This is a genomic window from Oerskovia sp. NPDC060338 (assembly GCF_042726295.1).
Taxonomy (GTDB): domain Bacteria; phylum Actinomycetota; class Actinomycetes; order Actinomycetales; family Cellulomonadaceae; genus Oerskovia; species Oerskovia merdavium.
Window position 1 is genome coordinate 356,259 of the sequence record NZ_JBHXCQ010000003.1, and the last position, 21,933, is coordinate 378,191.

A 21,933-nucleotide genomic window follows, 5' to 3' on the forward strand; every position below is an offset into this window, starting at 1 on the left:
TGTAATTTGCCGCCCTGGGGTCGGGTTCGGGCGTTACGGGCCGGTCGTCGGGTGCCTGTTGGCGGCACCCGGGGGCCCGGCCCCCCGGCCCGGGCCCCCCCGGGGGGCGGCGCCGGGGGCCCCCGGGCGCCGACCCTCGTGGCTCAGACGAGGCCGAGGCCCCGCACGGCGTCGCGCTCCTCGACGAGCTCGGCGACCGAGGCGTCGATGCGTCCGCGCGAGAAGTCCGAGATCTCGAGCCCCTGGACGATCTCCCACGTCCCGCCGCGCGAGACCACGGGGAACGAGGCCATGAGGCCCTCGGGGACGCCGTACGACCCGTCGGACACGATGCCCGCGCTCGTCCAGTCGCCCTCGGGCGTGCCGTTGACCCAGTCGAAGACGTGGTCGATCGCGGCGTTCGCCGCCGAGGCGGCGGACGACGCACCCCGTGCGTCGATGATCGCCGCACCACGCTTGGCGACGGTCGGGATGAACTCGCCCGTGAGCCAGGCCGAGTCGGCTGCGAGCTCGGCGCCCGGACGGCCCGCGACGTCGGCGTGGAAGATGTCCGGGTACTGCGTGGCCGAGTGGTTGCCCCAGATGCTGACCTTGCGGACCTCGGCGACGGGCACGCCCGCGCGCTTGGCGACCTGCGTCAGCGCACGGTTGTGGTCGAGGCGCGTCATGGCCGTGAAGCGGTCCTTGGGCACGTCGGGCGCGTTCGACGCCGCGATGAGCGCGTTGGTGTTCGCCGGGTTGCCCACGACCAGCACGCGGATGTCGTCGGCCGCACCGGCGTTGATCGCCTCGCCCTGGGGCTTGAAGATGCCGCCGTTGGCCTCGAGGAGGTCACCGCGCTCCATGCCCGGTCCACGGGGGCGCGCACCCACGAGCAGGCCGACGTTGGCCCCCTCGAACCCGGCCCGCGGGTCGTCGAAGATGTCGATCCCGGCGAGCAGCGGGAAGGCGCAGTCGTCGAGCTCCATCGCGGTGCCTTCTGCGGCCTTCACCCCCTGCGGGATCTCGAGGAGTCGCAGGCGGACGGGCACGTCCGGTCCGAGGAGCTGGCCTGCGGCGATGCGGAACAGCAGGGCGTAACCGATCTGACCGGCGGCTCCGGTCACGGTCACGTTCACGGGAGTTGTCATGCCCACACTCTGTCACAACGCCCGGGCGCTCCCCAGGGGTACCCGCACCCCCGGCGGACGGGGCGTCGGTCACACCCGCGGACGCCTCGGCAGGCGGCGGGCGCGCCCCGCCCGGGCGCCGTGCCCGCCACGGCGCGCGGTGTCGTGGCGGGTCTCCGCAGACGCCCGACGGCGCCGCTCCCCGGGCGAGGTGAGCGGCGCCGTCGGGCGTGCGAGGGACGAGGATCAGGCCAGGCGTGCGGCCAGGTTCTCGTCGAGCGCCGCGAGGAAGTCCTCGGTCGTCAGCCACTCCTGGTCCGGGCCGACCAGGAGCGCGAGGTCCTTGGTCATCTTGCCGGACTCGACGGTCTTGATGACGACGTCCTCGAGCGTCTCGGCGAACGCCGTGACCTCGGGGGTGCCGTCGATCTTGCCGCGGTGCATGAGGCCACGGGTCCAGGCGAAGATCGACGCGATCGGGTTGGTCGACGTCGGCTTGCCCTGCTGGTGCTGGCGGTAGTGACGCGTCACGGTGCCGTGCGCGGCCTCTGCCTCGACGGTCTTGCCGTCGGGGGTCATGAGGACCGACGTCATGAGGCCGAGCGAGCCGAAGCCCTGCGCGACGGTGTCGGACTGGACGTCGCCGTCGTAGTTCTTGCAGGCCCAGACGTAGCCGCCCTCCCACTTCATGGCCGAGGCGACCATGTCGTCGATGAGGCGGTGCTCGTAGGTGAGGCCGGCGGCCTCGAACTGGTCCTTGAACTCGGCGTCGAAGACCTCCTGGAACAGGTCCTTGAACTGGCCGTCGTAGGCCTTGAGGATCGTGTTCTTGGTCGACAGGTACACCGGGTAGTTCCGCTGCAGGCCGTACGCGAACGAGGCGCGCGCGAAGTCCTTGATGGACTCGTTGAAGTTGTACATGCCCATGGCCACGCCACCGTCGTCGCCGTAGGTGACGACCGTCTGCTTGATCTCCTCGGAGCCGTCGGCAGGCGTGTAGGTGAGCGTCAGGGTGCCGGCGCCGGGGACCTTGAAGTTGGTCGCCTTGTACTGGTCGCCGTGCGCGTGACGGCCGATGATGATCGGCTTGTTCCAGCCCGGCACCAGGCGCGGGATGTTCGAGATGATGATGGGCTCGCGGAAGACGACGCCACCGAGGATGTTGCGGATGGTCCCGTTCGGGGAGACCCACATCTTCTTCAGGCCGAACTCCTCGACGCGTGCCTCGTCGGGGGTGATGGTCGCGCACTTGACGCCCACGTTGTACTGCTTGATCGCGTTCGCGGCGTCGATCGTCACCTGGTCGTCGGTGGCGTCGCGGTTCTCGATCGACAGGTCGTAGTACTTGAGGTCGATGTCGAGGTAGGGGTAGATGAGGCGGTCCTTGATGAACTGCCAGATGATGCGCGTCATCTCGTCACCGTCGAGCTCGACGACCGGATTGACGACCTTGATCTTGCCCATGCGGGGGTAACTCCAACTCTGCGAGGGGAACCTGAGGCCGCCCGCTGCCGCCCGGCGGGTGCCGGGCTCCGCGCGCGAACCGTCGATGCTGACCGCCGACCAGGGTACTCGACTTCTCGACATCAAGATACTTTCCGCGGGCCCCTCTCGTCCGGGCGGGGGCTCGCGAAGAGCACCGGCCTCGTGCCCGACGGCGGTTCCCACCGCCGCGACGTCGCACCGCCCTCTGGCGCGCTCGAGTTCAGCAGGTGAGACTGGTCACGTTCTCATCAGCAAACTCCCAGAGATCGGTGGCAGGATGCCACCGAGATGCCGGTTCTGCACCGACGTCGGCTGTTCATCCCGAACGTCCGGCCTTCCCGGACCCCTCACGTACACGAGACAGGAACATCATGTCCCAGGACACTTCAGCACCCGACGCAGTAGTCGTCGAAGAGGCGACGGTCGTCGTCGGACCCAGCCTGCTCGCCCGGCTCGGCGCCGAAGCCTTCGGTTCGTTCTTCCTCGTCCTCTCGATCCTCGGGGTCGGGCTCTACGGCCGCTTCACGGGCGCCGGGCTGGTCCTGCCGGTCGCGCTCGCCGGCGGTATCGCGCTCCTCGCGGCGATCGCGGCCGTGGGCCACGTGTCCGGCGGGCACTTCAACCCGGCCGTGACGCTCGGCGCCGCGATCGGTGGGCGCACCGCGTGGCGCGACGTCCTGCCCTACTGGCTCGCTCAGATCGTCGGCGGCATCATCGCCTCGCTCATCCTCTTCGCGACGCTCCCCAGCGCAGCGCTCCCGATCCTCCAGCAGAACGCCGTGATCGCCGACGCGACCAAGCAGGCCTTCATCTCGGGCACCGCCAACGGGTTCGGCGAGCACTCGCCCCTCGCCGCGAGCACCAGCGGCGCGTTCTCGTTCGAGTGGTTCTCGGCGTTCCTCATCGAGGTCGTCGTCACGGCCATCTTCGTCGGCGTGATCCTCGGCGTCACGGACAAGCGGTCCAACTCCAAGCTCGCACCGACCGCGATCGGCCTGTCGCTCGCCACGCTGCTCCTCATCGCCGCGCCGTTCACCAACGGCTCGCTCAACCCGGCCCGCTCGATCGCGGCCGCGATCTTCTCCGACTCGTGGGCCCTGAGCCAGCTCTGGCTCTTCATCGTCGCCCCGCTCGTCGGCGCGGCCATCGCGGCCCTGTTCTACCGCGCGTTCGCCTTCGCGCCCGTCCAGGACGACCTCCTGGCCGAGGACGAGGTCTTCGTGGTCGAGGAGGAGACCGACGTGACCGGCGCTCCCGCCGCTGCCCCGACCGCCGCCGTGGTCGCCGAGGAGGCGGCGTCGCCCGCCGTCGAGGTCCCCGAGGCCGTGGAGACCGTCGAGGTCACCGAGGTCGCTGAGACCGAGGCCCCCGAGGCCGGCACCGGCAAGGACTCGTCGGACGAGGACGGCACGGCCCCCAAGGCCTGACCCGACCCACCGCACGCACGACGAGGCCCGGTCCGCTCCTGCGGGCCGGGCCTCGTCGTACGTGCTCAGATGTTGGGGACGGTGACCGCGAGGGCCCCCATCACGGTGGCCGCCGCGAGGTACATGATCACGTCGGTCCACCGGGTCCGGACCGTGAGCCCCACGGGCCCGGGTCCGGGCAGGAACGCGCGGACCCCCGCCCCGACGACCAGGATCCCCACGATGACGAGGACCCCCGCCCGGGCCCCGGCCAGGAGCGTCACCGCGACCGCGAGCAGGACGCCCGCGAAGACGAGCCACATCGCGAGGTTGCTCTGCGGCGCCGGCGTGACGACCACGGTCGTCTGCTCGACGGGCTGGACTCCCCCCGCACCGTTCCCGGCGCTCACCCGGGGGATCCCCGCGAGCGGCCCGACGGGGAGCGGCCGTGCCTCGTCCGACGCCTCGGGTGCACCGTCGAGACGGTGCCACGCAGGGGCGGCAGCCGGTCGATGCTGCGTCGAGGGGTCGTTGTGCGGTCCGCGCCCACGCGCGGTGACGTCGCTCACGCTGCCCACCAGTTCACGGTTCTGAGCCTACCGCCGACTACGGTGGTGAACGTGCCCTCACCAGTCACCTCCGATGTCCTGCCGCACTCGCGGCGTCCCGCGGTCGGGTCCGTCGTCGTCGTGGGCGCGGGCCTCGCCGGCGCCCAGACCGTCGCCGCGCTACGGACCCACGGCTTCACGGGGCGCGTGACGCTGCTCGGTGCCGAGGGAGTACCTCCGTACGACCGCCCACCCCTGTCCAAGGAGCTGCTGTCCCGCCCCGAGCCCGCCTGGCTGACCGGGGAGATCGGGGTCGACGTCAGCACGCTCGCCGACGAGCTGCTGCTCGACGACCCGGCGGTCGACCTCGAGCCCGGGACCGAGGAGGTCGTGGTCACGACCCGCTCGGGACGGCGCGTCACGGCCGACGTCGCGGTCCTCGCCCTGGGGTCCGAGCCGGTGCGCCCGCCCGGCTGGGAGCCTGCGCTCACGCTGCACACGGCCGACGACGCCGCGCGCCTGCGCGAACGGCTCACGCCCGGCACGCGCCTGGTCTCGATCGGCGCGGGCTGGATCGGCGCGGAGGTCGCCGGCGTCGCCGCGAAGGCCGGCTGCGACGTCACGGTGCTCGAGGCCGCGCAGACCCCGCTCGAGCGTCAGCTCGGCGCCGAGGTCGGCGCCCACCTGGTCCGCTGGTACGCCGACGCCGGCGCACGGCTGCTCACCGGGGCCCAGGTCACCGAGGTCGGCGCCCAGGCCGTGGTCCTCGCCGACGGGACGCGGGTCGAGGGCGACGTCGTGCTCGCGGCCGTCGGCGCACGCCCCGCGACCGCGTGGCTCAAGGGCACGCTCCCGCTCGACCCGCGCGGCTCGATCCGGGTCAACAGCGCGGGGCGCGTGGCTCCCCCGACCGTCGCGGCGCCGTCGGGCACCTCGGGGCACCTGCCCCTCAAGTCGCTGCGGCGCCTGTACGCCGTGGGCGACTGCGCGACGCGCGACAACGCGGTGTTCGGCCCCGTGCCCGGCGGGCACTGGTCCGCCGCGCTGCACGACCCCGAGCCGACCGTGCGGGCCCTCCTGGGCATCGACGAGATGCCCGCCGAGCCGCAGCCCGTCCGCGAGCTGCTCGGGCTCGCGCCCGTCCCCCAGCACGCCCCGTACGTCTTCTCGCAGCAGCTCGGGCACGACATCGCGCTGTTCGGCACGCCCTCGCCGTTCCACGAGGTCGTCTACCGCGGCGACCCGAGCGGTGGGGAGTCGGGTCACGAGGGCTGGATCGCGCTGTACCTCGAGACCGTCGCAGGTGCGCACCGCACCAACGCCGAGGGGCACCGGCTCGCGACCGTGCGTGCGGTCCTCGTGGTCGACGCCCCGCGCGAGGTGGGCCAGGTGCGCAAGCTCATGAACCGCGACGTGGCGCTGCACGTCGACGTCGACGTCGCGACGGACCCGTCGCGCAGGCTGCGCGACGCGGTCGTCTGAGGAGGCAGGGGCTCGCCCCGGCCTCGGCCGCTCGGCGCCGAGCATGCGGTTGTCGTCCGGATCCGGGTCGACCCGGACGAGAACCGCATGCTCGGCCCGCAGGAACCGCATGCTCGGCGCGCCCCTCCCCTGAACGGGGCGCCGAGCCGGACGGGTCAGTGCGCGAAGTGGCGCGTGCCCGTCAGGTAGATCGTTACACCGGCAGCCTGCGCGGCCGCGATGACCTCGTCGTCGCGGACCGAGCCACCGGGCTGGACCACGGCCTTGACGCCGGCGTCGAGCAGGACCTGCAGGCCGTCCGCGAACGGGAAGAACGCGTCGGACGCGGCCACCGAGCCGCGCGCACGCTCCTCGCCCTCGGCGCCCAGGGTGTTGGCACGCTCGACCGACAGGCGGCACGAGTCGACGCGGTTGACCTGGCCCATGCCGATACCGACCGCTGCCCCGCCCTTGGCGAGCAGGATCGCGTTCGACTTCGCGGCACGCACGGCACGCCATGCGAACTCGAGGTCTGCGAGCGTCTCGGCGCCCGCAGCCTCGCCCGTCGCGAGCGTCCACGACTCGGGGCTGTCTCCACCGTTCTCCGACGCGGCGTCGATGCGGTCGACCTGCTGCATGAGCAGGCCACCCGAGATGGGGCGGATCTCGACGCCTGCGCTCGGGGCGCCGTCGACCTGGAGCAGGCGGACGTTCTTCTTGCGCGAGAGGATCTCGAGCGCCTCGGGCTCGTAGCCCGGCGCCACGACGACCTCGGTGAAGACCCCCGCGATCTGCTCTGCGGCGGCCGCGCTCACCACGGTGTTGGTCGCGATGACCCCGCCGTACGCCGAGACCGGGTCGGTCGCGTGGGCCTTGGCGTGGGCGTCGGCCACGTCGTTGCCGACCGCGACGCCGCACGGGTTGGCGTGCTTGATGATCGCGACCGTCGGGGCGTCGCCGTGGTCGTGCGCGGCGCGCCACGCAGCGTCGGCGTCGACGTAGTTGTTGTAGCTCATCGCCTTGCCGTGGAGCTGGGTCGCCTGCGCGAGGCCCGAGGCACCGTGGCCGTTGGTGTAGAGCGCGGCGCGCTGGTGCGGGTTCTCGCCGTAGCGCAGCACGTCGGAACGGTCCCAGGTGGCGCCGACCCAGGCGGGGAAACCGGTGGAGACCGGGCCGGCCTCGGCAGTGTCCACGACGTCCGTGGGCGCGACCACGCTGCTCATCCACGACGCCACCGCGACGTCGTAGGTCGCGGTGTGCACGAACGCCTGCGCCGCGAGGAGCTTGCGCTGCGCGTACGTGAAGCCGCCCGCCTGGACGGCGGCGATCACGTCGCCGTAGGCGGCCGGGTCGACGACGACGGCCACGCTCGGGTGGTTCTTCGCCGCGGCGCGGACCATCGAGGGGCCGCCGATGTCGATCTGCTCGATCACGGCGTCCGGACCGGCGCCCGACGCGACCGTGTCGGCGAAGGGGTACAGGTTGACGACGACGAGCTCGAACGGTGCGATCTCGAGCTGGGCGAGCTGCTCGAGGTGGTCCTGCTTGCGGGTGTCCGCGAGGATCCCCGCGTGCACGCGCGGGTGCAGGGTCTTGACGCGCCCCTCGAGGCACTCGGGGAAGCCCGTGAGCTCCTCGACCTTGGTCACGGGGATGCCCGCGGCTGCGACCGTGGACGCGGTCGAGCCGGTCGAGACGAGCTCGACGCCCGCGGCGTGCAGGGCCGTGGCCAGCTCGACCAGGCCGGTCTTGTCGTAGACGCTCAGCAGAGCGCGACGCACGGGACGCTGGGCGTCGTCGGCGATCTGGGTCTCGGGAGACGTGGGGGCTGCGGACATCGGAGTGCTCCTGTGGGTCGTCAGCGGGTCGCGGGAAGATACCGGTCACCCAGGCGCCCAGGCGGACGACGCACCAACAGGTCGATCGGACGCTCCCCGGTGGTCGTTCCCACCCTCGCCAGTCGCGGCCGTCTCCGATCTTACCGTGCCCTCTTGGTGGCGGGCTGGGGGCCGGGGCTGGGTGGGGGGCGGGGCTGGGTGGGGGGCGCCGGCGGGCGCTCGGGCAGGGCCGGGTGGGCGGCGGTGTCCGCCTGCCCGACGGCGCCACGCACCGCGGGCGTCCGGGTCCTGCGCCGTCTTCCGCGAGATGCGGCTTGTGGGGGTCAGAACGCGTGTTCGACCCCCACGAGCCGCACCTCGAGACGCACGCCCTCGAGCGGACGAGGCGGGTGAGGTATCGAGGTCCTGCCCGACGGCGCCACGCACCTGTGGCGTCCGGGGCCCCGCCACGTCCTCCGCGAGATGCGGCTCGTGGGGGTCAGAACGCGTGTTCGACCCCCACAAGCCGCATCTCGACGAGACACCTGATCGCGACCGGCACGCAGCAGCCCCGACGACCAGCAGATCGGACGGCGAGCCGGCAGCGAACGGCGGCGGGCTGCCGCCGCCCACCGGGTGTCAGGCGACGGCGTCCGAGGCCAGGAGCTCGTCCAGGCGCTCGTAGCCCTCGCTCATGCCGTCCGCCATGCCCGAGCCGACCATGGCGTCGCGGGCCTCGACCGACTGGTGGACCGAGCGCGTGGTGATCCTGGTCCCGCCGCCGGGAAGGTCCTCGAACGAGACGGTGTCGAGGCTCACGTGACCGGGCGCGCCCGCGAACTCGAACGTCTGGACTGCGCGCTCGTCCGGCACGACCGAGTGGAACGCGCCGAAGAACCCGTACTCCTCGTCGCCTGCGCGATGCGTGTAGGCCCACGAGCCGCCCGTCCGGGCGTCCCAGTGGTCGAGGACCATCTCGTAGCGGCGGGGGCCGAGCCACTGCGTGACGAGCGTGGGGTCGGTGAAGGCCCGGAACACGAGGGGCCGCGGCGCGTCGACGTCGCGGACGATCTCGATGAAGGGCGTCCCCGGAGGGGCGGTGACGGTCGTGGGGTGCGTGCTGCTCATGACTGCTCCTTCGCTGGGTCCGACGACGTCGCCTGGAGCCGCCCGAGGAGGGCGTCGAGCTGGCGGTACTGCCGCTCCGCGGTGAGCCGGTACTCGTCGATCCACGCCGTGAGCCGTTCGAGCGCGGCGGGGTCGAGGTGGCAGGGTCGTCGTTGGCCGTCCCGGGTGCGGGTGATGAGACCCGCGGCCTCGAGGACCTGGATGTGCCGGGACACGGCCTGCTTCGTGATGGGGAAGGGTGCGGCGAGCTCGTTGACCGTGGCCGGCCCCCGGGACAGCGTGGCGACGATGCTCCGGCGGACCGGGTCGGCCAGCGCGAGGAAAGCGCGGTCGAGGGCAGCGTCGGTGTCGTCGTGGGAACCGTCCGGGAGGGTCATGTCGGCCTGCTCGTCGTGATCAACAGTTACGTTGATCAACGTACTCATTGATCATGTGGCGAGTCAAGGGGTTCGGCGGCCCCGGCATGCGTGGCGGGCTTTCCAACCAGACGGGTCCGGGCCGAGGCGCACACGCCCGTCTCGAACCGAGGAACCCACCTCGCGCGACAGGTGGCCACCCGGTACGCGCGCGTCAGAACCGGTTGACCCGGACCCGGACCACACCGTCCGCGTCAGGGCATGCCGCGCGGTGCAGCAGCATCGGCAGCGCCTCGTCGGTCGTGCGCGGCACATCACGATTTCCCGGCCCACGCTCGCGGGAGTCCGTCTGCCCCTCCCGCGACGCTGGGCATACCGCCGCCCCGCGCTGGCTCAGCCCAGCAGCGCCCGGCGACCCTCGACCCGCAGGCCCTCGCGCGCGGCGCGACCGACCGTCTCGACCAGCAGCGCCCGCTCGGCGACCTTGATCCGCTCGTGCAGGGTCGACTCGTCGTCGGAGTCCTCGACCGTCACCGTCGCCTGCGCGATGATCGGCCCCGTGTCCACGCCGTTGTCGACCACGTGGACCGTGCAGCCCGTGACCTTGACGCCGTACGCGAGCGCGTCGCGCACGCCGTGCGCGCCGGGGAACGAGGGCAGCAGCGCCGGGTGCGTGTTGATCGTCCGGCCCGCGAACCGGTCCACGAACGCCGGGCTCAGGATGCGCATGAAGCCCGCGAGGACCACCAGGTCCGGCGAGAAGACCGCCACGGCCTCCGCGACGCCGTCGTTCCATGCGTCGCGGTCCGCGAAGTCACCCGGCGCGACGACGACCGAGGCGACCCCCGCGTCGCGGGCCAGGTCGAGCGCCCCTGCTCCCGGCTTGTCCGTGACGACACCCACGACCCGCGCCCCGTAGGCGGGGTCCTCGTGCGCCGCGAGCAGCGCCGCGAGGTTGCTCCCCGCCCCTGAGACCAGGACGACGACGCGCGCCGCGCTCGTCGTGTCGATGGGCTGACCGGAAGGTGTGCGCACGGTGCTCCTCAAGGGCGTCTGCGGTGGGGGGAGAATGCGGGAGAATAGCCAGGCACCACCCTAGTCCGCGCCGGAGAGGCGCCGGTCTGCTCCGCGTCCTCCGGGCCCGGGACGAGCACCGACCCGCTCCCGTGCCATCCGCGAAGCACCGAGGAGCTGCCCATGGGCAACCCGTACGCGCCCCCACGTCCCGGCGCCCAGAAGCCGACCGACGAGGCGCGACAGCCCGGCCCTCCCCCGGTGCAAGGACCTCCCGGCGCGCCTCAGGGCCCGCAGCAGGGCCCGCCTCCCGGTCACGGCCGCACCGGCGGTCCGGCGGGCCCCGGCGCTCCTCAGGGCCCCGGCAAGCCCGACCCGCTCGCGCACGTCGACCCCGAGCAGCTGCGCGCCACGACGCGCCAGGTCCTGCACTTCGGGCTGCTCATGCTCGTCACGCTCGTCACGAGCTCGCTGGCCTTCCCCTGGCGGGTCGCGAGCCTGTTCTTCGCTGTCGTGACCATCGTGTTCGGCATCCGCGCGCTGCGCGCGGTCTGGCGCGCCCGGCTCGGCGGGGCGCTGCTGCCCGCGGTCGCCGTGGGACTGGGCCTGACGGTGACCATGTCGCTGTCGATGATCGGCGGCCTCGCGATGTGGGACATCGAGATGGACAACCAGGCCTGCCTCGACGGCGCGATCACGGTCGCGGCGCAGGAGGAGTGCGCGGTCCAGTACGAGCAGGCGCGCGAGCAGTGGACCAAGGACCAGCTGGGCCGCTAGTCAGCACCCGGTAGCCGGCCGACGCCGCGCCCGGGCGGCCTCAGTCGCCCGGGCGCGCTCCGTCGTCGGGCTCCTCGTCGTGGCGGTGCCGTACCCGGTCGGTCACGGCCGCCTTGCCCCAGACCAGGGCGAGCGCCGCTCCCCCCGCGATCTCCGCCGCGACGAGCCCGCCGGCGAGCAGGGGCGGTGCGCCCACGTGCGCCATGCGTCCGGGCCCGACGGCGCCCCCCGCCGCGACCTGCAACGTCACCACGAGCAGTCCCGAGGCCAGGGCGACGCCCAGGACCGCGAGCCCGAGGTCGGTCCAGCGGGCGTCGAGCCCACCGCACCTGCGCCACACGAACGCCCCGGCGACCAGCCCCATGACCACCACGAGCACCGGGGAGAACGAGGCGAGGACCGTCGTCCACCCGGCCCCCGGCAGCGCGCCCAGGAGCGGGAGCGCAGGCAGCGCCCCGGGCTCGGAGGCAGCGGTCGTGAAGCTGCTCCCGTCCCCGACCACGAACCCCGGACCGGCGATCCACGAGCTCACCCACAGCACCAGGTTGGGGACGACCATGACCTGGGCCACCGCGAGGATCAGGCCACCGACCGCGCCGGGGGCCAGGCCCGTGATGATGTCGGCCGCGGTCGCGCGCCCCGCCACGACCCACACGCCCAGCACGACGCTCGAGAGCCCCACGAGCAGCGCGACACCCAGCAGACCTGCGCGGGCGCCCAGCCGGACCACCGGCGGGACGTAGGGGTCCAGGACCGCGGTCAGCTCACCGACCCGGGGCGCGTCGGGGCGCGCGAGGATCCCGGCACCCAGACCGAGGGCGGCGACGACCGCGCCGCCCAGCGGTGCGAACAGGACGTCCCAGCCCGGCGCCGCACCGGACAGCAGCGCGATGCCCAGGGTCATGAGCGCGTACACGCCCACGCCCACGGCCCACGCGGACCAGGCGGTGTGCGCCGAGCGACGCGCCGAGGCGTAGCACGTGAAGAGTGCCAGGGCCGTGAGCCCGAGCGGGACGAGCGTGACCGTCGTGCCCGCAGCAGCCAGCGGGACCCCGTGCGCGAGCAGCCACAGGCCGGCCGCGACCGACACCGACTGCCCCCATCCCGTGCCGTCGTCGGCCGGCCCTGCCGAGGACGCGAGGAACGCAGCGACGGCCGGCAGGATCACGACGGCGAGCGAGAGCGCGAGCGCCTGGAGCGCCGCGACGAGACCGGAGACCCAGCGCCGAGGGGCCTCGAGCGGGCGCCGTGGACCACCGACGGGTTCCTCGAGCGTGCGGGGCGTCCCGCGCCGGGCTGCGGCGGACTGGGTCGGCGTGGTCATGGTCTCCATCGTCGTCGATCGGGTGGGCGTCGTGGGGCACGTCGTGCGGCGCGCCCGCGACCCGCCCAGGAGCGGGGTCCTCAGGGTACGCCGACGGCGCCCGGCCACGAGCGGCCGGACGCCGTCGGATGGTGCTGCTCAGGCGAGCGAGGTCAGGAGAGGATCTCGCGCATGAGAGCGGCGGTCTCGGACGGCGTCTTGCCGACCTTGACACCCGCGGCCTCGAGGGCCTCCTTCTTGGCCTGCGCGGTGCCCGACGAGCCCGAGACGATGGCGCCTGCGTGGCCCATCGTCTTGCCCTCGGGAGCCGTGAAGCCCGCGACGTAGCCGACGACCGGCTTGGTCACGTGCGCCTGGATGTACGCTGCGGCACGCTCCTCGGCGTCCCCACCGATCTCGCCGATCATGACGATCGCCTCGGTGTCGGGGTCTGCCTCGAACGCCGCGAGGGCGTCGATGTGCGTGGTGCCGATGATGGGGTCGCCGCCGATGCCGATCGCGGTCGAGAACCCGAAGTCACGCAGCTCGTACATCATCTGGTAGGTCAGCGTGCCGGACTTCGAGACGAGCCCGATCTTGCCGGGGCCCGTGATGTCGGCCGGGATGATCCCGACGTTCGACTTCCCGGGGCTGATGATGCCCGGGCAGTTGGGGCCGATGAGGCGGACGCCCTTGGCCTCGGCCAGGGTGAAGAACTCCGCGGAGTCCGCGACGGGGACGCCCTCGGTGATGATGACGGTCAGCGGCATGCCGGCCTCGATGGACTCGACGACCGCCGACTTCGTGAACGCCGGGGGCACGAAGATCACGGAGACGTCGGCGCCCGTGGTGGCGATCGCCTCGGCGACGGACCCGAAGACGGGGACGTCGACCGTACCCTCACCCTGCGGGAAGCTGACCGAGGTGCCGGCCTTGCGCGGGTTCACGCCACCCACGATGTTGGTGCCGGAGGCCAGCATGCGCGTCGTGTGCTTCTGGCCCTCCGAACCCGTCATGCCCTGGACGATGACCTTGGAGTCCTCGTTGATGAAGATTGCCATGTCTGTCTGTTTTCTCTCTCGGGTCTCGGGTCAGGAAGCGGCGTTGGCCAGCTCGGCAGCCTTGTCGGCGCCGCCGTCCATCGTCTCGGCCAGGGTGACGAGCGGGTGGTTCGCCTCTGCGAGGATCGCGCGCCCCTCCTCGACGTTGTTGCCGTCCAGGCGGACGACGAGCGGCTTGTTCGCCTCGTCACCGAGGATCGCGAGCGCCTGGACGATGCCGTTGGCGACCTCGTCGCACGCCGTGATACCGCCGAAGACGTTCACGAACACGCTCTTGACCTGCTCGTCGTTGAGGATGACGTCCAGGCCCGCAGCCATGACGGCCGCCGAGGCACCGCCACCGATGTCGAGGAAGTTGGCGGGCTTGACCCCGCCGTGCTGCTCACCCGCGTAGGCGACGACGTCGAGCGTGCTCATGACGAGCCCCGCACCGTTGCCGATGATGCCGACCTGGCCGTCGAGCTTGACGTAGTTGAGGTCGTTCTCCTTGGCCTTGGCCTCGAGAGGGTCGGCCGCGTCCTTGTCCTCGAGCTCGGCGTGGTCCGCGTGGCGGAAGCCCGCGTTCTCGTCGAGGGTCACCTTGCCGTCGAGCGCGACGATCGAGCCGTCCTCGGTGCGGACCAGGGGGTTGACCTCGACCAGGGTCGCGTCCTCCTCCTTGTAGACGGTCCACAGCTTCTGGATGACGTCGGCGACCTGCGCCTTGATGTCGTCGGCGAACCCGGCGGCGGCGACGATCTCGTCAGCCTTGGCCTGGTCGATGCCGACGGTCGGGTCCACCGCGACCTTGGCGAGCGCCTCGGGGCGCTCGACCGCGAGGACCTCGATCTCCATGCCACCCTCGACGCTCGCCATGGCGAGGTACGAGCGGTTGGCCCGGTCGAGGAGCACCGAGAAGTAGAACTCCTCGGCGATCTTCGCGCCGGCCGCGATCATGACGCGGTGGACGGTGTGTCCCTTGATGTCCATGCCGAGGATCTCGGACGCCTTCTCGGCGGCCTCCTCGGGCGAGTGGGCGAGCTTGACGCCGCCCGCCTTGCCACGTCCTCCGGTCTTGACCTGGGCCTTGACGACCACAGTCCCGCCACCGAGCTTCTCAGCGCCCTCGCGAGCCTCTTCGGGGGTCGTGGCAACCACGCCGCCCAGCACGGGAACCCCGTGCTTCTCGAAGATGTCGCGCGCCTGGTATTCGAACAGGTCCACCCTGTGTCGTCCTTCCATCTGACTGCCCTGACCGGCCTACCGATGTCTCGACATCGAGACATCCCGTAACAGGGTAGCCCGGCGACACGCCGGGACCTACACGAGGCAGCCCGAACCGCGGCCCCGTCGCTGTCTCGTTGGCCACACCTGGGGGCGTCCGCGCCGGGTGGCGGCACGGCTGCCCTCAGCGCTCTGAATCGCTCGGTTCCGGGCCGGTTCGACACCGAACCGACCATCACCTACCTAGCGCCAGGGCCTATTCCAGGCTCGCACCAGAGCGTTATGGAGAACGAAGGTGTGCCTGGTAGAAAAGCCAGCACCAGACACCTTTCGATAGACAAAATCGTAATAGTCTTCACGCAGGCCATGCGAGTTCCTAATTCCAATCGCACCCGTGTTGAACATTTGACGCAGTAGCAGCTTTATTTCACGACGATCCAATTCGCCATCCAACTCCGCAACCACGTCTTCAAATGCGAAGTACCTCGTTGGAAGGGTTCGCAAGGCGTCACGAAAGGACCCGAGATCCTGGGCGCGCTCAGCACCCAAAAGTCCCGCCAGATTATCAAACACTTCACCCACAAAATACTGCTCGCAATACGCGCCGACCGCCTCCTTTGCCTTGGCCTCAGGAACGAGAGCGGTGCCGCCATACGCTTTTTGCACGTATCCCATTAGTGCAATCAGGTCCCTTGGGAGAAGTCGCGTGTAGTCAAGCAGATACTCCGGCATCTCTCGGTGAGGGCCGATAGAAATGGAGCCGGCCAAGTACATCTTGACAACATCCGTGACGGTCGGATGCCTCACACCTACCTTCAGATTAAGCAAGGTCCAAAGGTTATTGCTGGCGCCGATTCCCTTCGCACTCCAGTCGAGATGGCAAGAGTTTGGCTTCAACTTGTTCAGATCCCCACCGGGAAGGACATCGTAAATATCCGATCTCATGGCGGCGACGACAGTAATTCTCAGGGTGTGGCGGCGAAAAAACTGGTTCAGCCCCGCGATCGCGTAGACCAGTCCCGTTAGGGAAGTCCATTCGTCGGTAGCCTCGAAGAAGAAGGAGTCGAGGCCGTCCAGTGCAATTACATGCCGACTATCGGTTGACACTTCGACAATGACGGCCTTGATCGCCGCGACGAGTTCGAGCGGACTGTATGCACGCGTCTCCCGGTCTGCCGAATAGGAAACAATCTTGAGGTCAATCTTGAACGTACTCTTGGACCACTCTGCGACATTGGAACGCCAGTCTGCCTGGAGCAGTCCAGCCTTGACCAATTGCCTATGTAGGTCATCGAAGGACTTTGATGACCATCGCCCTTGGTCCTCATGAAGAGAGCGCACCACACGCAGGAGCAGTAGCAATTCCCAAGCAGATTGGGTCCTGGACGCCCCGGCGGACTGTCCCATCTGGATCCCAGTAACATCATTCACTGGGAAGTTTCGCAGATCCCAATAATCGAAGAACGAGTCCGGATGCGAGGCCCAGCTCAGGCGGAGGTGCTCAAGCACGGCCGACTTGCCAGACCCCTTCGGCCCAAGCAGCAACCAGTTCGCCCCCGTCGCGATTCCGGAGGCGGCCCCCTCGTAGTCAAAATACCCATCGAGGAGGAGATGAGGCTCCTGGTCCGCTTCGCTAGATGCGTCCAGCTTTCCAAAGTCGAGCAACTTCAGAGGAGGAGGCTTCATCACCATTTCGCGATAGTACCAAAACTACCAACTCGCACCACCGGACGGGGTGGGTGAAATAGACGGTCAGAGCTTGGTGACGGGCGAGAACCGCAGCAGGAGCCGCTTGGTGCCGTCGGCGCCGAAGTCGATCTTGGCGACCGCGTTGGTGCCCGCGCCCTCGACCGCGACGACCGTGCCGAGCCCGTAGGCGTCGTGCGTGACCTTGTCGCCGATCGCGAGCGAGGGGATGTCCCCCTCCTTGCGCGGCGTCGCCGAGCCGAACTTGGGGCCGTCCGGGTTGGGCGTGACCGACCGCGTGCGGACCGCGCCGTTGCGCGAGCCCGAGCCCCCAGAGCCGTAGCCGCTGCCCGAGCCGCCGCGCGAGGAGCCCGACGACGAGCCCCACCCGCCCGTGTACCCGCCGGGCCCGCGCAGGGTCGCCATGGACGACTCCCTGCGGCGCCAGTCCCACAGGTCCTCGGGGATCTCGTCCAGGAACCGGCTGGGCGGGAACTCGTTGGCCATGCCCCAGGCCGAGCGCACCGCGGAGCGCGAGATGTAGAGGCGCTCCCGGGCACGCGTGATGCCCACGTAGGCGAGGCGGCGCTCCTCGGCGAGCTCGCTGTCGTCGTGCAGCGAGCGCATGTGCGGGAACGTGCCGTCCTCCATGCCGCTGAGGAACACGACGGGGAACTCGAGGCCCTTGGCCGTGTGGAGCGTCATGAGGGTCACGACCCCCGGATCCACGACGGGCTTGCCCTCGTGCCCCTCGTCGTCGCTCGACGGGATCTGGTCCGAGTCCGCGACGAGCGAGACCCGCTCCAGGAAGTCCGTGAGGTCGCCCTCGGGCTCGAGCTCGGTGAACTCGCTGGCCACCGCGTGCAGCTCGGCGAGGTTCTCGACGCGCGAGCCGTCCTGCGGGTCCTCGCTCGCGCGGAGCTCGGCGAGGTAGCCCGAGCGGTCGAGGACCGCACCGAGGATCTCCGCGGGCGTCGCCCCCGTGGCGTACAGGTCGAGGAGCCCGTGGAACAGCTCGCGGAAGGTGCGCAGCGGGTTGAGGGTCCGGGTCGTCATGCCCGGGATCTCCTCGGCGCGGTCGAGCGACGCGGCGAACGAGATGCGCTCGCGCTCGGCGAACGCCGCCACGAGGGCCTCCGCACGGTCGCCGAGCCCGCGCTTGGGCACGTTGAGGATGCGTCGCAGGTTCACGTCGTCGTCCGGGTTCGCGATGGCGCGCAGGTAGGCGATCGCGTCCTTGATCTCGCGCCGCTCGTAGAAGCGCGTGCCACCGACGACCTTGTACGGCAGGCCGACCCGGATGAGCACCTCCTCGAGCGCACGGGACTGGGCGTTGGTCCGGTAGAAGATCGCGACGTCGCCCGGGCGCACACCGTCCGAGTCGCCGAGGCGGTCGATCTCCTCCGCGATGAAGCGCGCTTCCTCGTGCTCGTTGTCCGCGACGTAGCCGATGATCTTGACGCCCGCCCCCGCGTCGGTCCACAGGCGCTTGGGCTTGCGGTCGACGTTGCGCGAGATCACGGCGTTCGCGGCCGAGAGGATGTTCTGCGTCGAGCGGTAGTTCTGCTCGAGCAGGATGGTGCGCGCGTTCGGGTAGTCGGCCTCGAACTCGAGGATGTTGCGGATGGTCGCCCCACGGAAGGCGTAGATCGACTGGTCGGCGTCGCCGACGACCGTGAGCTCCCCGGGCGGGATGGTGCCCGGCGCCCACGTGCCCTCGCCGTCCTCCGCCACGGGGGCCGAGGCCCCCGCGAGCTCGCGCACCAGCACGTACTGCGCGTGGTTGGTGTCCTGGTACTCGTCGACCAGCACGTGCCGGAACCGTCGGCGGTAGTGCTCCGCGACCGCCGGGAACGCCTGGAGGAGGTTGACCGTGGTCATGATGATGTCGTCGAAGTCGAGCGCGTGGGCCTGCGCGAGACGTGCCTGGTAGCGCGTGTAGACGTCGGAGAGGACCTGGTCGAACGCGTCGGCCGAGCCGTCGGCGGCCGACGCACCGCTCTCCCGCGCGTAGCGCTCGGGGTCGATCAGCTCGTTCTTGAGGTCCGAGATCTTGTTGGACAGCGTCCGCGCGGGGTACTTCTTCACGTCCAGGTCGAGCTCGCGGCTCACGAGCGTGATGAGTCGCTGGGAGTCCGCCGCGTCGTAGATCGAGAAGCTCGACTTGAGCCCGAGCGCCGAGGCCTCCTTGCGCAGGATCCGCACGCACGCCGAGTGGAAGGTCGAGACCCACATGTACTTGGCCGCGGGGCCGATGAGCGACTCGACGCGCTCGCGCATCTCCGCCGCCGCCTTGTTGGTGAAGGTGATCGCGAGGATCTCGCCCGGCCGGGCCCGCCCGGTCGCGAGCAGGTAGGCGATGCGGTGCGTGAGCACACGCGTCTTGCCCGACCCCGCACCCGCGACGATGAGCAGGGGGCTGCCCGAGTGCACCACGGCCTCGCGCTGCTCCGGGTTGAGCCCCTGGAGGAGCGACTCGGGATCGATGTGCGAGAACCCGCTCGAGCGGTGCCCGTCCTCGTCGGGCGCACCGGCACCGCCCGACCCCGACGAGCCGCGCCCGGGGCGCGTGGCCGCGCGGGCGGAACCTCCGCCGTCGGGCGCCTCGTCCCACCGCGGCGCGGTGGACGGCAGGCGCGACGAGTCCCCGAGGGACGCGAGGTCGAATCCGGGCAGCGGCAGGTTCTCGAAGAGCGATGTCATAGCCCTCCAAGGGTAGGCGCGGGCACCGACACTTCCGGCATCGACACCTGCCGCGGCACAGGCGTCGCGTCTCGCACGCGCTCCCCCGGCGCGCCCTGCGGGCGCCGGGCCGCGACCGATGACTTCGCGACCGCCGCACGGTCCTACCGACGACGCCTCGCACCAGGGCGCCTCGCAGCGAGGGAGGAATCATGACGACGACCCACTTCACAGGACTGCACACGGTCGCGGTCCCGGTCGACGACCAGGACGCCGCTCTCGCGTTCTACCGCGACGTCCTGGGCTTCGAGGTCCGCATGGACGGCGACCTGCAGGAGGGCTTCCGCTGGATCGAGGTCGCCCCTCCGGGCGCCGCGGTCTCGGTCGCGCTCGTCGCTGCCGGCCCGGGCCAGCCCGCGGGCGTCGACACGGGGATCCGGCTCGCGACCTCGGACGCCGCAGCCGACCACGCGACGCTCGGGGCCCACGGCGTGCGCGTCGAGGAGCTGCTGCGCTGGGACGGCGTGCCGCCCATGTTCTCGATGCGCGACCTCGACGGCAACGTGCTCTACGTGACGGAGATCTCGGTCGGCTGAGCACAGGGCGGTCCCCGGCCCCCCGCAGCAGAGCGAGCGCGGGATCGGCGCCGTTCCGCGCCTGGCGAGGTTCCCGAGCCGTTCTCGGCACGCGACCACCGACCGACCACGATCAGGTCGCCCGGGCCTGCCACGTCCCGCGCCCGATAGTGTCCGAGGCGTGAACGCCTTCACCGAACCAGTGACCCTGACCGGCCGCCTCGTGCGCCTCGTCCCGCTGCGCCCGGACCACCACGACGCGCTGGTCGAGGCCGTGCGCGACGGCGAGCTGTGGAACCGCTGGTACACCTCGGTCCCGACCCCCGAGGAGATGGCGGTGTACATCCACGACAAGATCGCCGCCCGGGAGGCCGGGGCGGCGAATCCGTGGGTCGTGGTCCGCAACGCCGACGACCAGGTGCTGGGCGTCACGACGTTCCTCGGGATCGACCCGCTCAACCGCCGGGTCGAGATCGGCGCGACCTGGCAGCGGGCGGGGGCCCAGGGCACGGGCGCGAACCCCGCCGCCAAGCTCCTGCTGCTCGCGCACGCGTTCGACGACCTCGATGCGATCGCGGTCGAGTTCCGCACGCACTTCCACAACCGGGAGTCCCGCTCCGCGATCGAACGCCTGGGCGCCAAGCTCGACGGCGTGCTGCGCAGCCACCAGATCGGGTACGACGGCACGCTGCGCGACACCGTGGTCTACTCGGTCACTGCCGCCGAGTGGCCGACCGTGCGCGTGGGCCTGGAGTACCGGCTGCGGGCGCGGCTCGAGGCCTGAGCCTCTGGGGGCTGACGCGAGCCTGCCGAGGAGCTGCTGAGGGACTGCCGAGAACGGGGTTGCGGTCGTCCTGCCGCTCATCGCGACCGCAACCTCGTTGTCGGCGGCCCCCACGACTCATTGCGACCGCAACCTCGTGCTCGGCACCGCGGGGCCCCGCGGGCTCACGTCAGCGCGAGCCCCACGCCCCACGCCGCCGTCGCGAGCAGCCCACCGAGGAGCTGGACCACGATCGTGATGCCGGTCGCCTGGAGCGCGGCGACCGTCGCCCGCCAGGCCGCCCGACGGTCGCGACGGCGCAGCAGCTCGGCGACGAACACGGCGAGCACGAACCCGATGAACAGCCCGACCACGGGGATCACGAAGAAGCCGACGACGCCCAGGAGCCCGCCCCAGGCGAGCGTCGACCAGGGCACGTCGGCCCGTCGCATGTGCCGTCCCGCGAGCAGGAGCTGCCCGCCCTCGGCCGCCACGATGAAGGTGGCCGCGACCGCGAAGCACACCCAGGCCGTGGTACCGCCCGTCAGGATCGCCCAGACGAGGATCGCCCCGCCCACGAGCGTGTTCCCCGGCAGCACCTGCACGACGATCCCGGCCAGCCCGACCAGGATCACCAGCCCGACGACGATCTCTCCAGCGATGCTCACGGGGCCAACCCTCGCACGTCGGTGACCGCGCGCTGCGCCCGGCGGGCCCGACGCAGGTCCCGCCCGCCGCCGCCCGCGAGCGCCCGGGCACCGGTCTCCTCGAGACTCTCACGCCGGCAACCGCCGCCCGCAGCCGTCGACGGTGAAGACGCACCAGGACGACGAAGGCCCCCGACGGTCGAACCGCCGGAGGCCCTGGTCTCGTGCCGGCGCGCTGCGCGCACCGGAACCCGTCAGACGAAGACGGCCACGATGATGTTGACGAGCGTGAGGCCGCCGATCGAGTGCTTGAGCGCGGGCGAGATCTTGTCCCCCTGGCGCACGCCGACGAACGCGAGGACGGCGATGATCACGGCGATGACCAGCTTGATGCCGATCTTGACCATGCTCGGCCCGCCGTCGTCCCACATGCCGCTCATCTCGGCGACGCCGACCATGAGGATGCCCGCGACGGCAGCCGTCGCAGCACCGTGGAAGACGCCCTTGTTGAGCGCCGCGGACTTGAGCGACACGAAGTAGCCGCCGAGGACGATGGCCCAGCCCACGAAGTGCAGGACCGCGAACACGTTGTAGACGATTTCCATGGGCCCCATCCTAGTTTGCTGACGCGACTGTCGGAAAAACTCCGCGTGTCGCCGCGCGGCGGGGACAGCCGACGAGACGTCTGGAGCCGCATAGGCGAGGCCGAAGTCTGAGACACCCATCCACCATGCGGACAGGGGCTACCCATACGGTCGCGGCCTCTGTAGCGTTCCCGCCATGACCACGGCAGCGCACCTCCTCCTCGTGACGACGCGTCACGAGTCGACGGCGTGCGCCCGCAACAGCTTCTGCTGTTGTTGTTGACCCGCGCCTGACTCAGCCCGAGCCGTCCTCGCCGACAGCTCGCCA

19 protein-coding genes and 1 riboswitch are annotated in these 21,933 nt (G+C 71.0%); of the genes, 5 read left to right on the forward strand and 14 right to left on the reverse strand.

What is annotated here, in order from left to right; translation table 11 throughout:
• Positions 1 to 143: 143 nt before the first annotated feature.
• Both ACFWGN_RS05665 and ACFWGN_RS05670 read right to left on the reverse strand, forming a co-directional pair.
• Positions 144 to 1,130: a malate dehydrogenase gene (locus tag ACFWGN_RS05665; protein ID WP_191801263.1), complete on the reverse strand. Its 987-nt coding sequence runs from the start codon at positions 1,128 to 1,130 to the stop codon at positions 144 to 146.
• A gap of 225 nt (positions 1,131 to 1,355) precedes the next feature.
• The gene (locus ACFWGN_RS05670; RefSeq protein WP_191801265.1) at positions 1,356 to 2,573 is read right to left on the reverse strand and encodes an NADP-dependent isocitrate dehydrogenase; all 1,218 of its coding nucleotides are present in this window, start codon (positions 2,571 to 2,573) and stop codon (positions 1,356 to 1,358) included.
• A gap of 392 nt (positions 2,574 to 2,965) precedes the next feature.
• Here ACFWGN_RS05670 and ACFWGN_RS05675 point away from each other — a divergent pair, with 392 nt between their 5' ends.
• A complete protein-coding gene (locus ACFWGN_RS05675) occupies positions 2,966 to 4,021 on the forward strand; it encodes an aquaporin (RefSeq protein WP_377616054.1) in 1,056 nt (351 codons plus the stop codon).
• Between the two features lie 65 nt (positions 4,022 to 4,086).
• Here ACFWGN_RS05675 and ACFWGN_RS05680 read toward each other — a convergent pair whose 3' ends face one another.
• On the reverse strand, positions 4,087 to 4,569 hold the full coding sequence (locus tag ACFWGN_RS05680) for a DUF3017 domain-containing protein (protein WP_377616055.1): 483 nt from the start codon (positions 4,567 to 4,569) through the stop codon (positions 4,087 to 4,089).
• Positions 4,570 to 4,620: 51 nt separating this feature from the next.
• Between ACFWGN_RS05680 and ACFWGN_RS05685 the strand changes: the two genes are divergently transcribed.
• Positions 4,621 to 6,030, forward strand: coding sequence for an NAD(P)/FAD-dependent oxidoreductase (locus ACFWGN_RS05685; protein WP_377616056.1), 1,410 nt, complete (start codon positions 4,621 to 4,623; stop codon positions 6,028 to 6,030).
• A 155-nt stretch (positions 6,031 to 6,185) separates the two neighbouring features.
• Here the strand turns inward: ACFWGN_RS05685 and purH are convergent, their stop codons facing one another.
• The 4 genes from purH to purN all read right to left on the reverse strand — a co-directional run bounded on the left by purH (position 6,186) and on the right by purN (position 10,345).
• Positions 6,186 to 7,847, reverse strand: a complete 1,662-nt coding sequence (purH, locus tag ACFWGN_RS05690; protein WP_377616057.1) for a bifunctional phosphoribosylaminoimidazolecarboxamide formyltransferase/IMP cyclohydrolase — start codon at positions 7,845 to 7,847, stop codon at positions 6,186 to 6,188.
• A 48-nt stretch (positions 7,848 to 7,895) separates the two neighbouring features.
• A riboswitch (ZMP/ZTP riboswitch) is annotated at positions 7,896 to 7,983 on the reverse strand.
• Between the two features lie 482 nt (positions 7,984 to 8,465).
• Positions 8,466 to 8,954: an SRPBCC family protein gene (locus tag ACFWGN_RS05695; protein WP_377616058.1), complete on the reverse strand. Its 489-nt coding sequence runs from the start codon at positions 8,952 to 8,954 to the stop codon at positions 8,466 to 8,468.
• Entirely contained in the window at positions 8,951 to 9,331 is a 381-nt protein-coding gene (locus ACFWGN_RS05700) for an ArsR/SmtB family transcription factor (RefSeq protein ID WP_377616085.1), read from the reverse strand. Before ACFWGN_RS05700 ends, ACFWGN_RS05695 begins: the two co-directional genes overlap by 4 nt.
• A gap of 372 nt (positions 9,332 to 9,703) precedes the next feature.
• Positions 9,704 to 10,345, reverse strand: a complete 642-nt coding sequence (gene purN, locus ACFWGN_RS05705; RefSeq protein ID WP_191801276.1) for a phosphoribosylglycinamide formyltransferase — start codon at positions 10,343 to 10,345, stop codon at positions 9,704 to 9,706.
• 162 nt (positions 10,346 to 10,507) lie between these two features.
• Here purN and ACFWGN_RS05710 point away from each other — a divergent pair, with 162 nt between their 5' ends.
• The gene (locus ACFWGN_RS05710; protein ID WP_377616059.1) at positions 10,508 to 11,101 is read left to right on the forward strand and encodes a hypothetical protein; all 594 of its coding nucleotides are present in this window, start codon (positions 10,508 to 10,510) and stop codon (positions 11,099 to 11,101) included.
• A gap of 40 nt (positions 11,102 to 11,141) precedes the next feature.
• Here the strand turns inward: ACFWGN_RS05710 and ACFWGN_RS05715 are convergent, their stop codons facing one another.
• The 5 genes from ACFWGN_RS05715 to pcrA form a co-directional block, all read right to left on the reverse strand.
• On the reverse strand, positions 11,142 to 12,425 hold the full coding sequence (locus ACFWGN_RS05715) for a DUF6350 family protein (RefSeq protein WP_377616060.1): 1,284 nt from the start codon (positions 12,423 to 12,425) through the stop codon (positions 11,142 to 11,144).
• A gap of 152 nt (positions 12,426 to 12,577) precedes the next feature.
• Positions 12,578 to 13,465 (reverse strand): succinate--CoA ligase subunit alpha, encoded by an 888-nt coding sequence (sucD, locus tag ACFWGN_RS05720; RefSeq protein ID WP_377616061.1) that lies wholly within the window; start codon positions 13,463 to 13,465, stop codon positions 12,578 to 12,580.
• A 30-nt stretch (positions 13,466 to 13,495) separates the two neighbouring features.
• Positions 13,496 to 14,668 (reverse strand): ADP-forming succinate--CoA ligase subunit beta, encoded by a 1,173-nt coding sequence (gene sucC, locus ACFWGN_RS05725; protein WP_191801282.1) that lies wholly within the window; start codon positions 14,666 to 14,668, stop codon positions 13,496 to 13,498.
• A gap of 243 nt (positions 14,669 to 14,911) precedes the next feature.
• Entirely contained in the window at positions 14,912 to 16,360 is a 1,449-nt protein-coding gene (locus tag ACFWGN_RS05730; RefSeq protein WP_377616062.1) for a P-loop ATPase, Sll1717 family, read from the reverse strand.
• A gap of 60 nt (positions 16,361 to 16,420) precedes the next feature.
• On the reverse strand, positions 16,421 to 19,057 hold the full coding sequence (gene pcrA / locus ACFWGN_RS05735; protein ID WP_191801284.1) for a DNA helicase PcrA: 2,637 nt from the start codon (positions 19,055 to 19,057) through the stop codon (positions 16,421 to 16,423).
• A gap of 191 nt (positions 19,058 to 19,248) precedes the next feature.
• Between pcrA and ACFWGN_RS05740 the strand changes: the two genes are divergently transcribed.
• Together ACFWGN_RS05740 and ACFWGN_RS05745 are read left to right on the forward strand one after the other, a co-directional pair.
• Complete coding sequence (locus ACFWGN_RS05740; protein WP_377616064.1) at positions 19,249 to 19,632, forward strand: VOC family protein; 384 nt, start codon at positions 19,249 to 19,251, stop codon at positions 19,630 to 19,632.
• A 160-nt stretch (positions 19,633 to 19,792) separates the two neighbouring features.
• Entirely contained in the window at positions 19,793 to 20,395 is a 603-nt protein-coding gene (locus tag ACFWGN_RS05745; RefSeq protein ID WP_191801288.1) for a GNAT family N-acetyltransferase, read from the forward strand.
• A gap of 164 nt (positions 20,396 to 20,559) precedes the next feature.
• Here ACFWGN_RS05745 and ACFWGN_RS05750 read toward each other — a convergent pair whose 3' ends face one another.
• A complete protein-coding gene (locus ACFWGN_RS05750; RefSeq protein WP_377616065.1) occupies positions 20,560 to 21,042 on the reverse strand; it encodes a DUF456 domain-containing protein in 483 nt (160 codons plus the stop codon).
• A gap of 233 nt (positions 21,043 to 21,275) precedes the next feature.
• Positions 21,276 to 21,626: a hypothetical protein gene (locus ACFWGN_RS05755; RefSeq protein ID WP_056647571.1), complete on the reverse strand. Its 351-nt coding sequence runs from the start codon at positions 21,624 to 21,626 to the stop codon at positions 21,276 to 21,278.
• Positions 21,627 to 21,933: the final 307 nt, after the last annotated feature.

Coding starts and splice junctions, on each gene's coding strand:
- ACFWGN_RS05675 (WP_377616054.1), top strand. CDS start 2,966: ATGTCCCAGGACACTTCAGCACCCGACGCAGTAGTCGTCGAAGAGGCG.
- ACFWGN_RS05730 (WP_377616062.1), bottom strand. CDS start 16,360: ATGGTGATGAAGCCTCCTCCTCTGAAGTTGCTCGACTTTGGAAAGCTG.
- ACFWGN_RS05670 (WP_191801265.1), bottom strand. CDS start 2,573: ATGGGCAAGATCAAGGTCGTCAATCCGGTCGTCGAGCTCGACGGTGAC.
- purH (WP_377616057.1), bottom strand. CDS start 7,847: ATGTCCGCAGCCCCCACGTCTCCCGAGACCCAGATCGCCGACGACGCC.
- pcrA (WP_191801284.1), bottom strand. CDS start 19,057: ATGACATCGCTCTTCGAGAACCTGCCGCTGCCCGGATTCGACCTCGCG.
- ACFWGN_RS05755 (WP_056647571.1), bottom strand. CDS start 21,626: ATGGAAATCGTCTACAACGTGTTCGCGGTCCTGCACTTCGTGGGCTGG.
- ACFWGN_RS05695 (WP_377616058.1), bottom strand. CDS start 8,954: ATGAGCAGCACGCACCCCACGACCGTCACCGCCCCTCCGGGGACGCCC.
- ACFWGN_RS05740 (WP_377616064.1), top strand. CDS start 19,249: ATGACGACGACCCACTTCACAGGACTGCACACGGTCGCGGTCCCGGTC.
- ACFWGN_RS05700 (WP_377616085.1), bottom strand. CDS start 9,331: ATGACCCTCCCGGACGGTTCCCACGACGACACCGACGCTGCCCTCGAC.
- ACFWGN_RS05715 (WP_377616060.1), bottom strand. CDS start 12,425: ATGACCACGCCGACCCAGTCCGCCGCAGCCCGGCGCGGGACGCCCCGC.
- ACFWGN_RS05710 (WP_377616059.1), top strand. CDS start 10,508: ATGGGCAACCCGTACGCGCCCCCACGTCCCGGCGCCCAGAAGCCGACC.
- sucD (WP_377616061.1), bottom strand. CDS start 13,465: ATGGCAATCTTCATCAACGAGGACTCCAAGGTCATCGTCCAGGGCATG.
- ACFWGN_RS05665 (WP_191801263.1), bottom strand. CDS start 1,130: ATGACAACTCCCGTGAACGTGACCGTGACCGGAGCCGCCGGTCAGATC.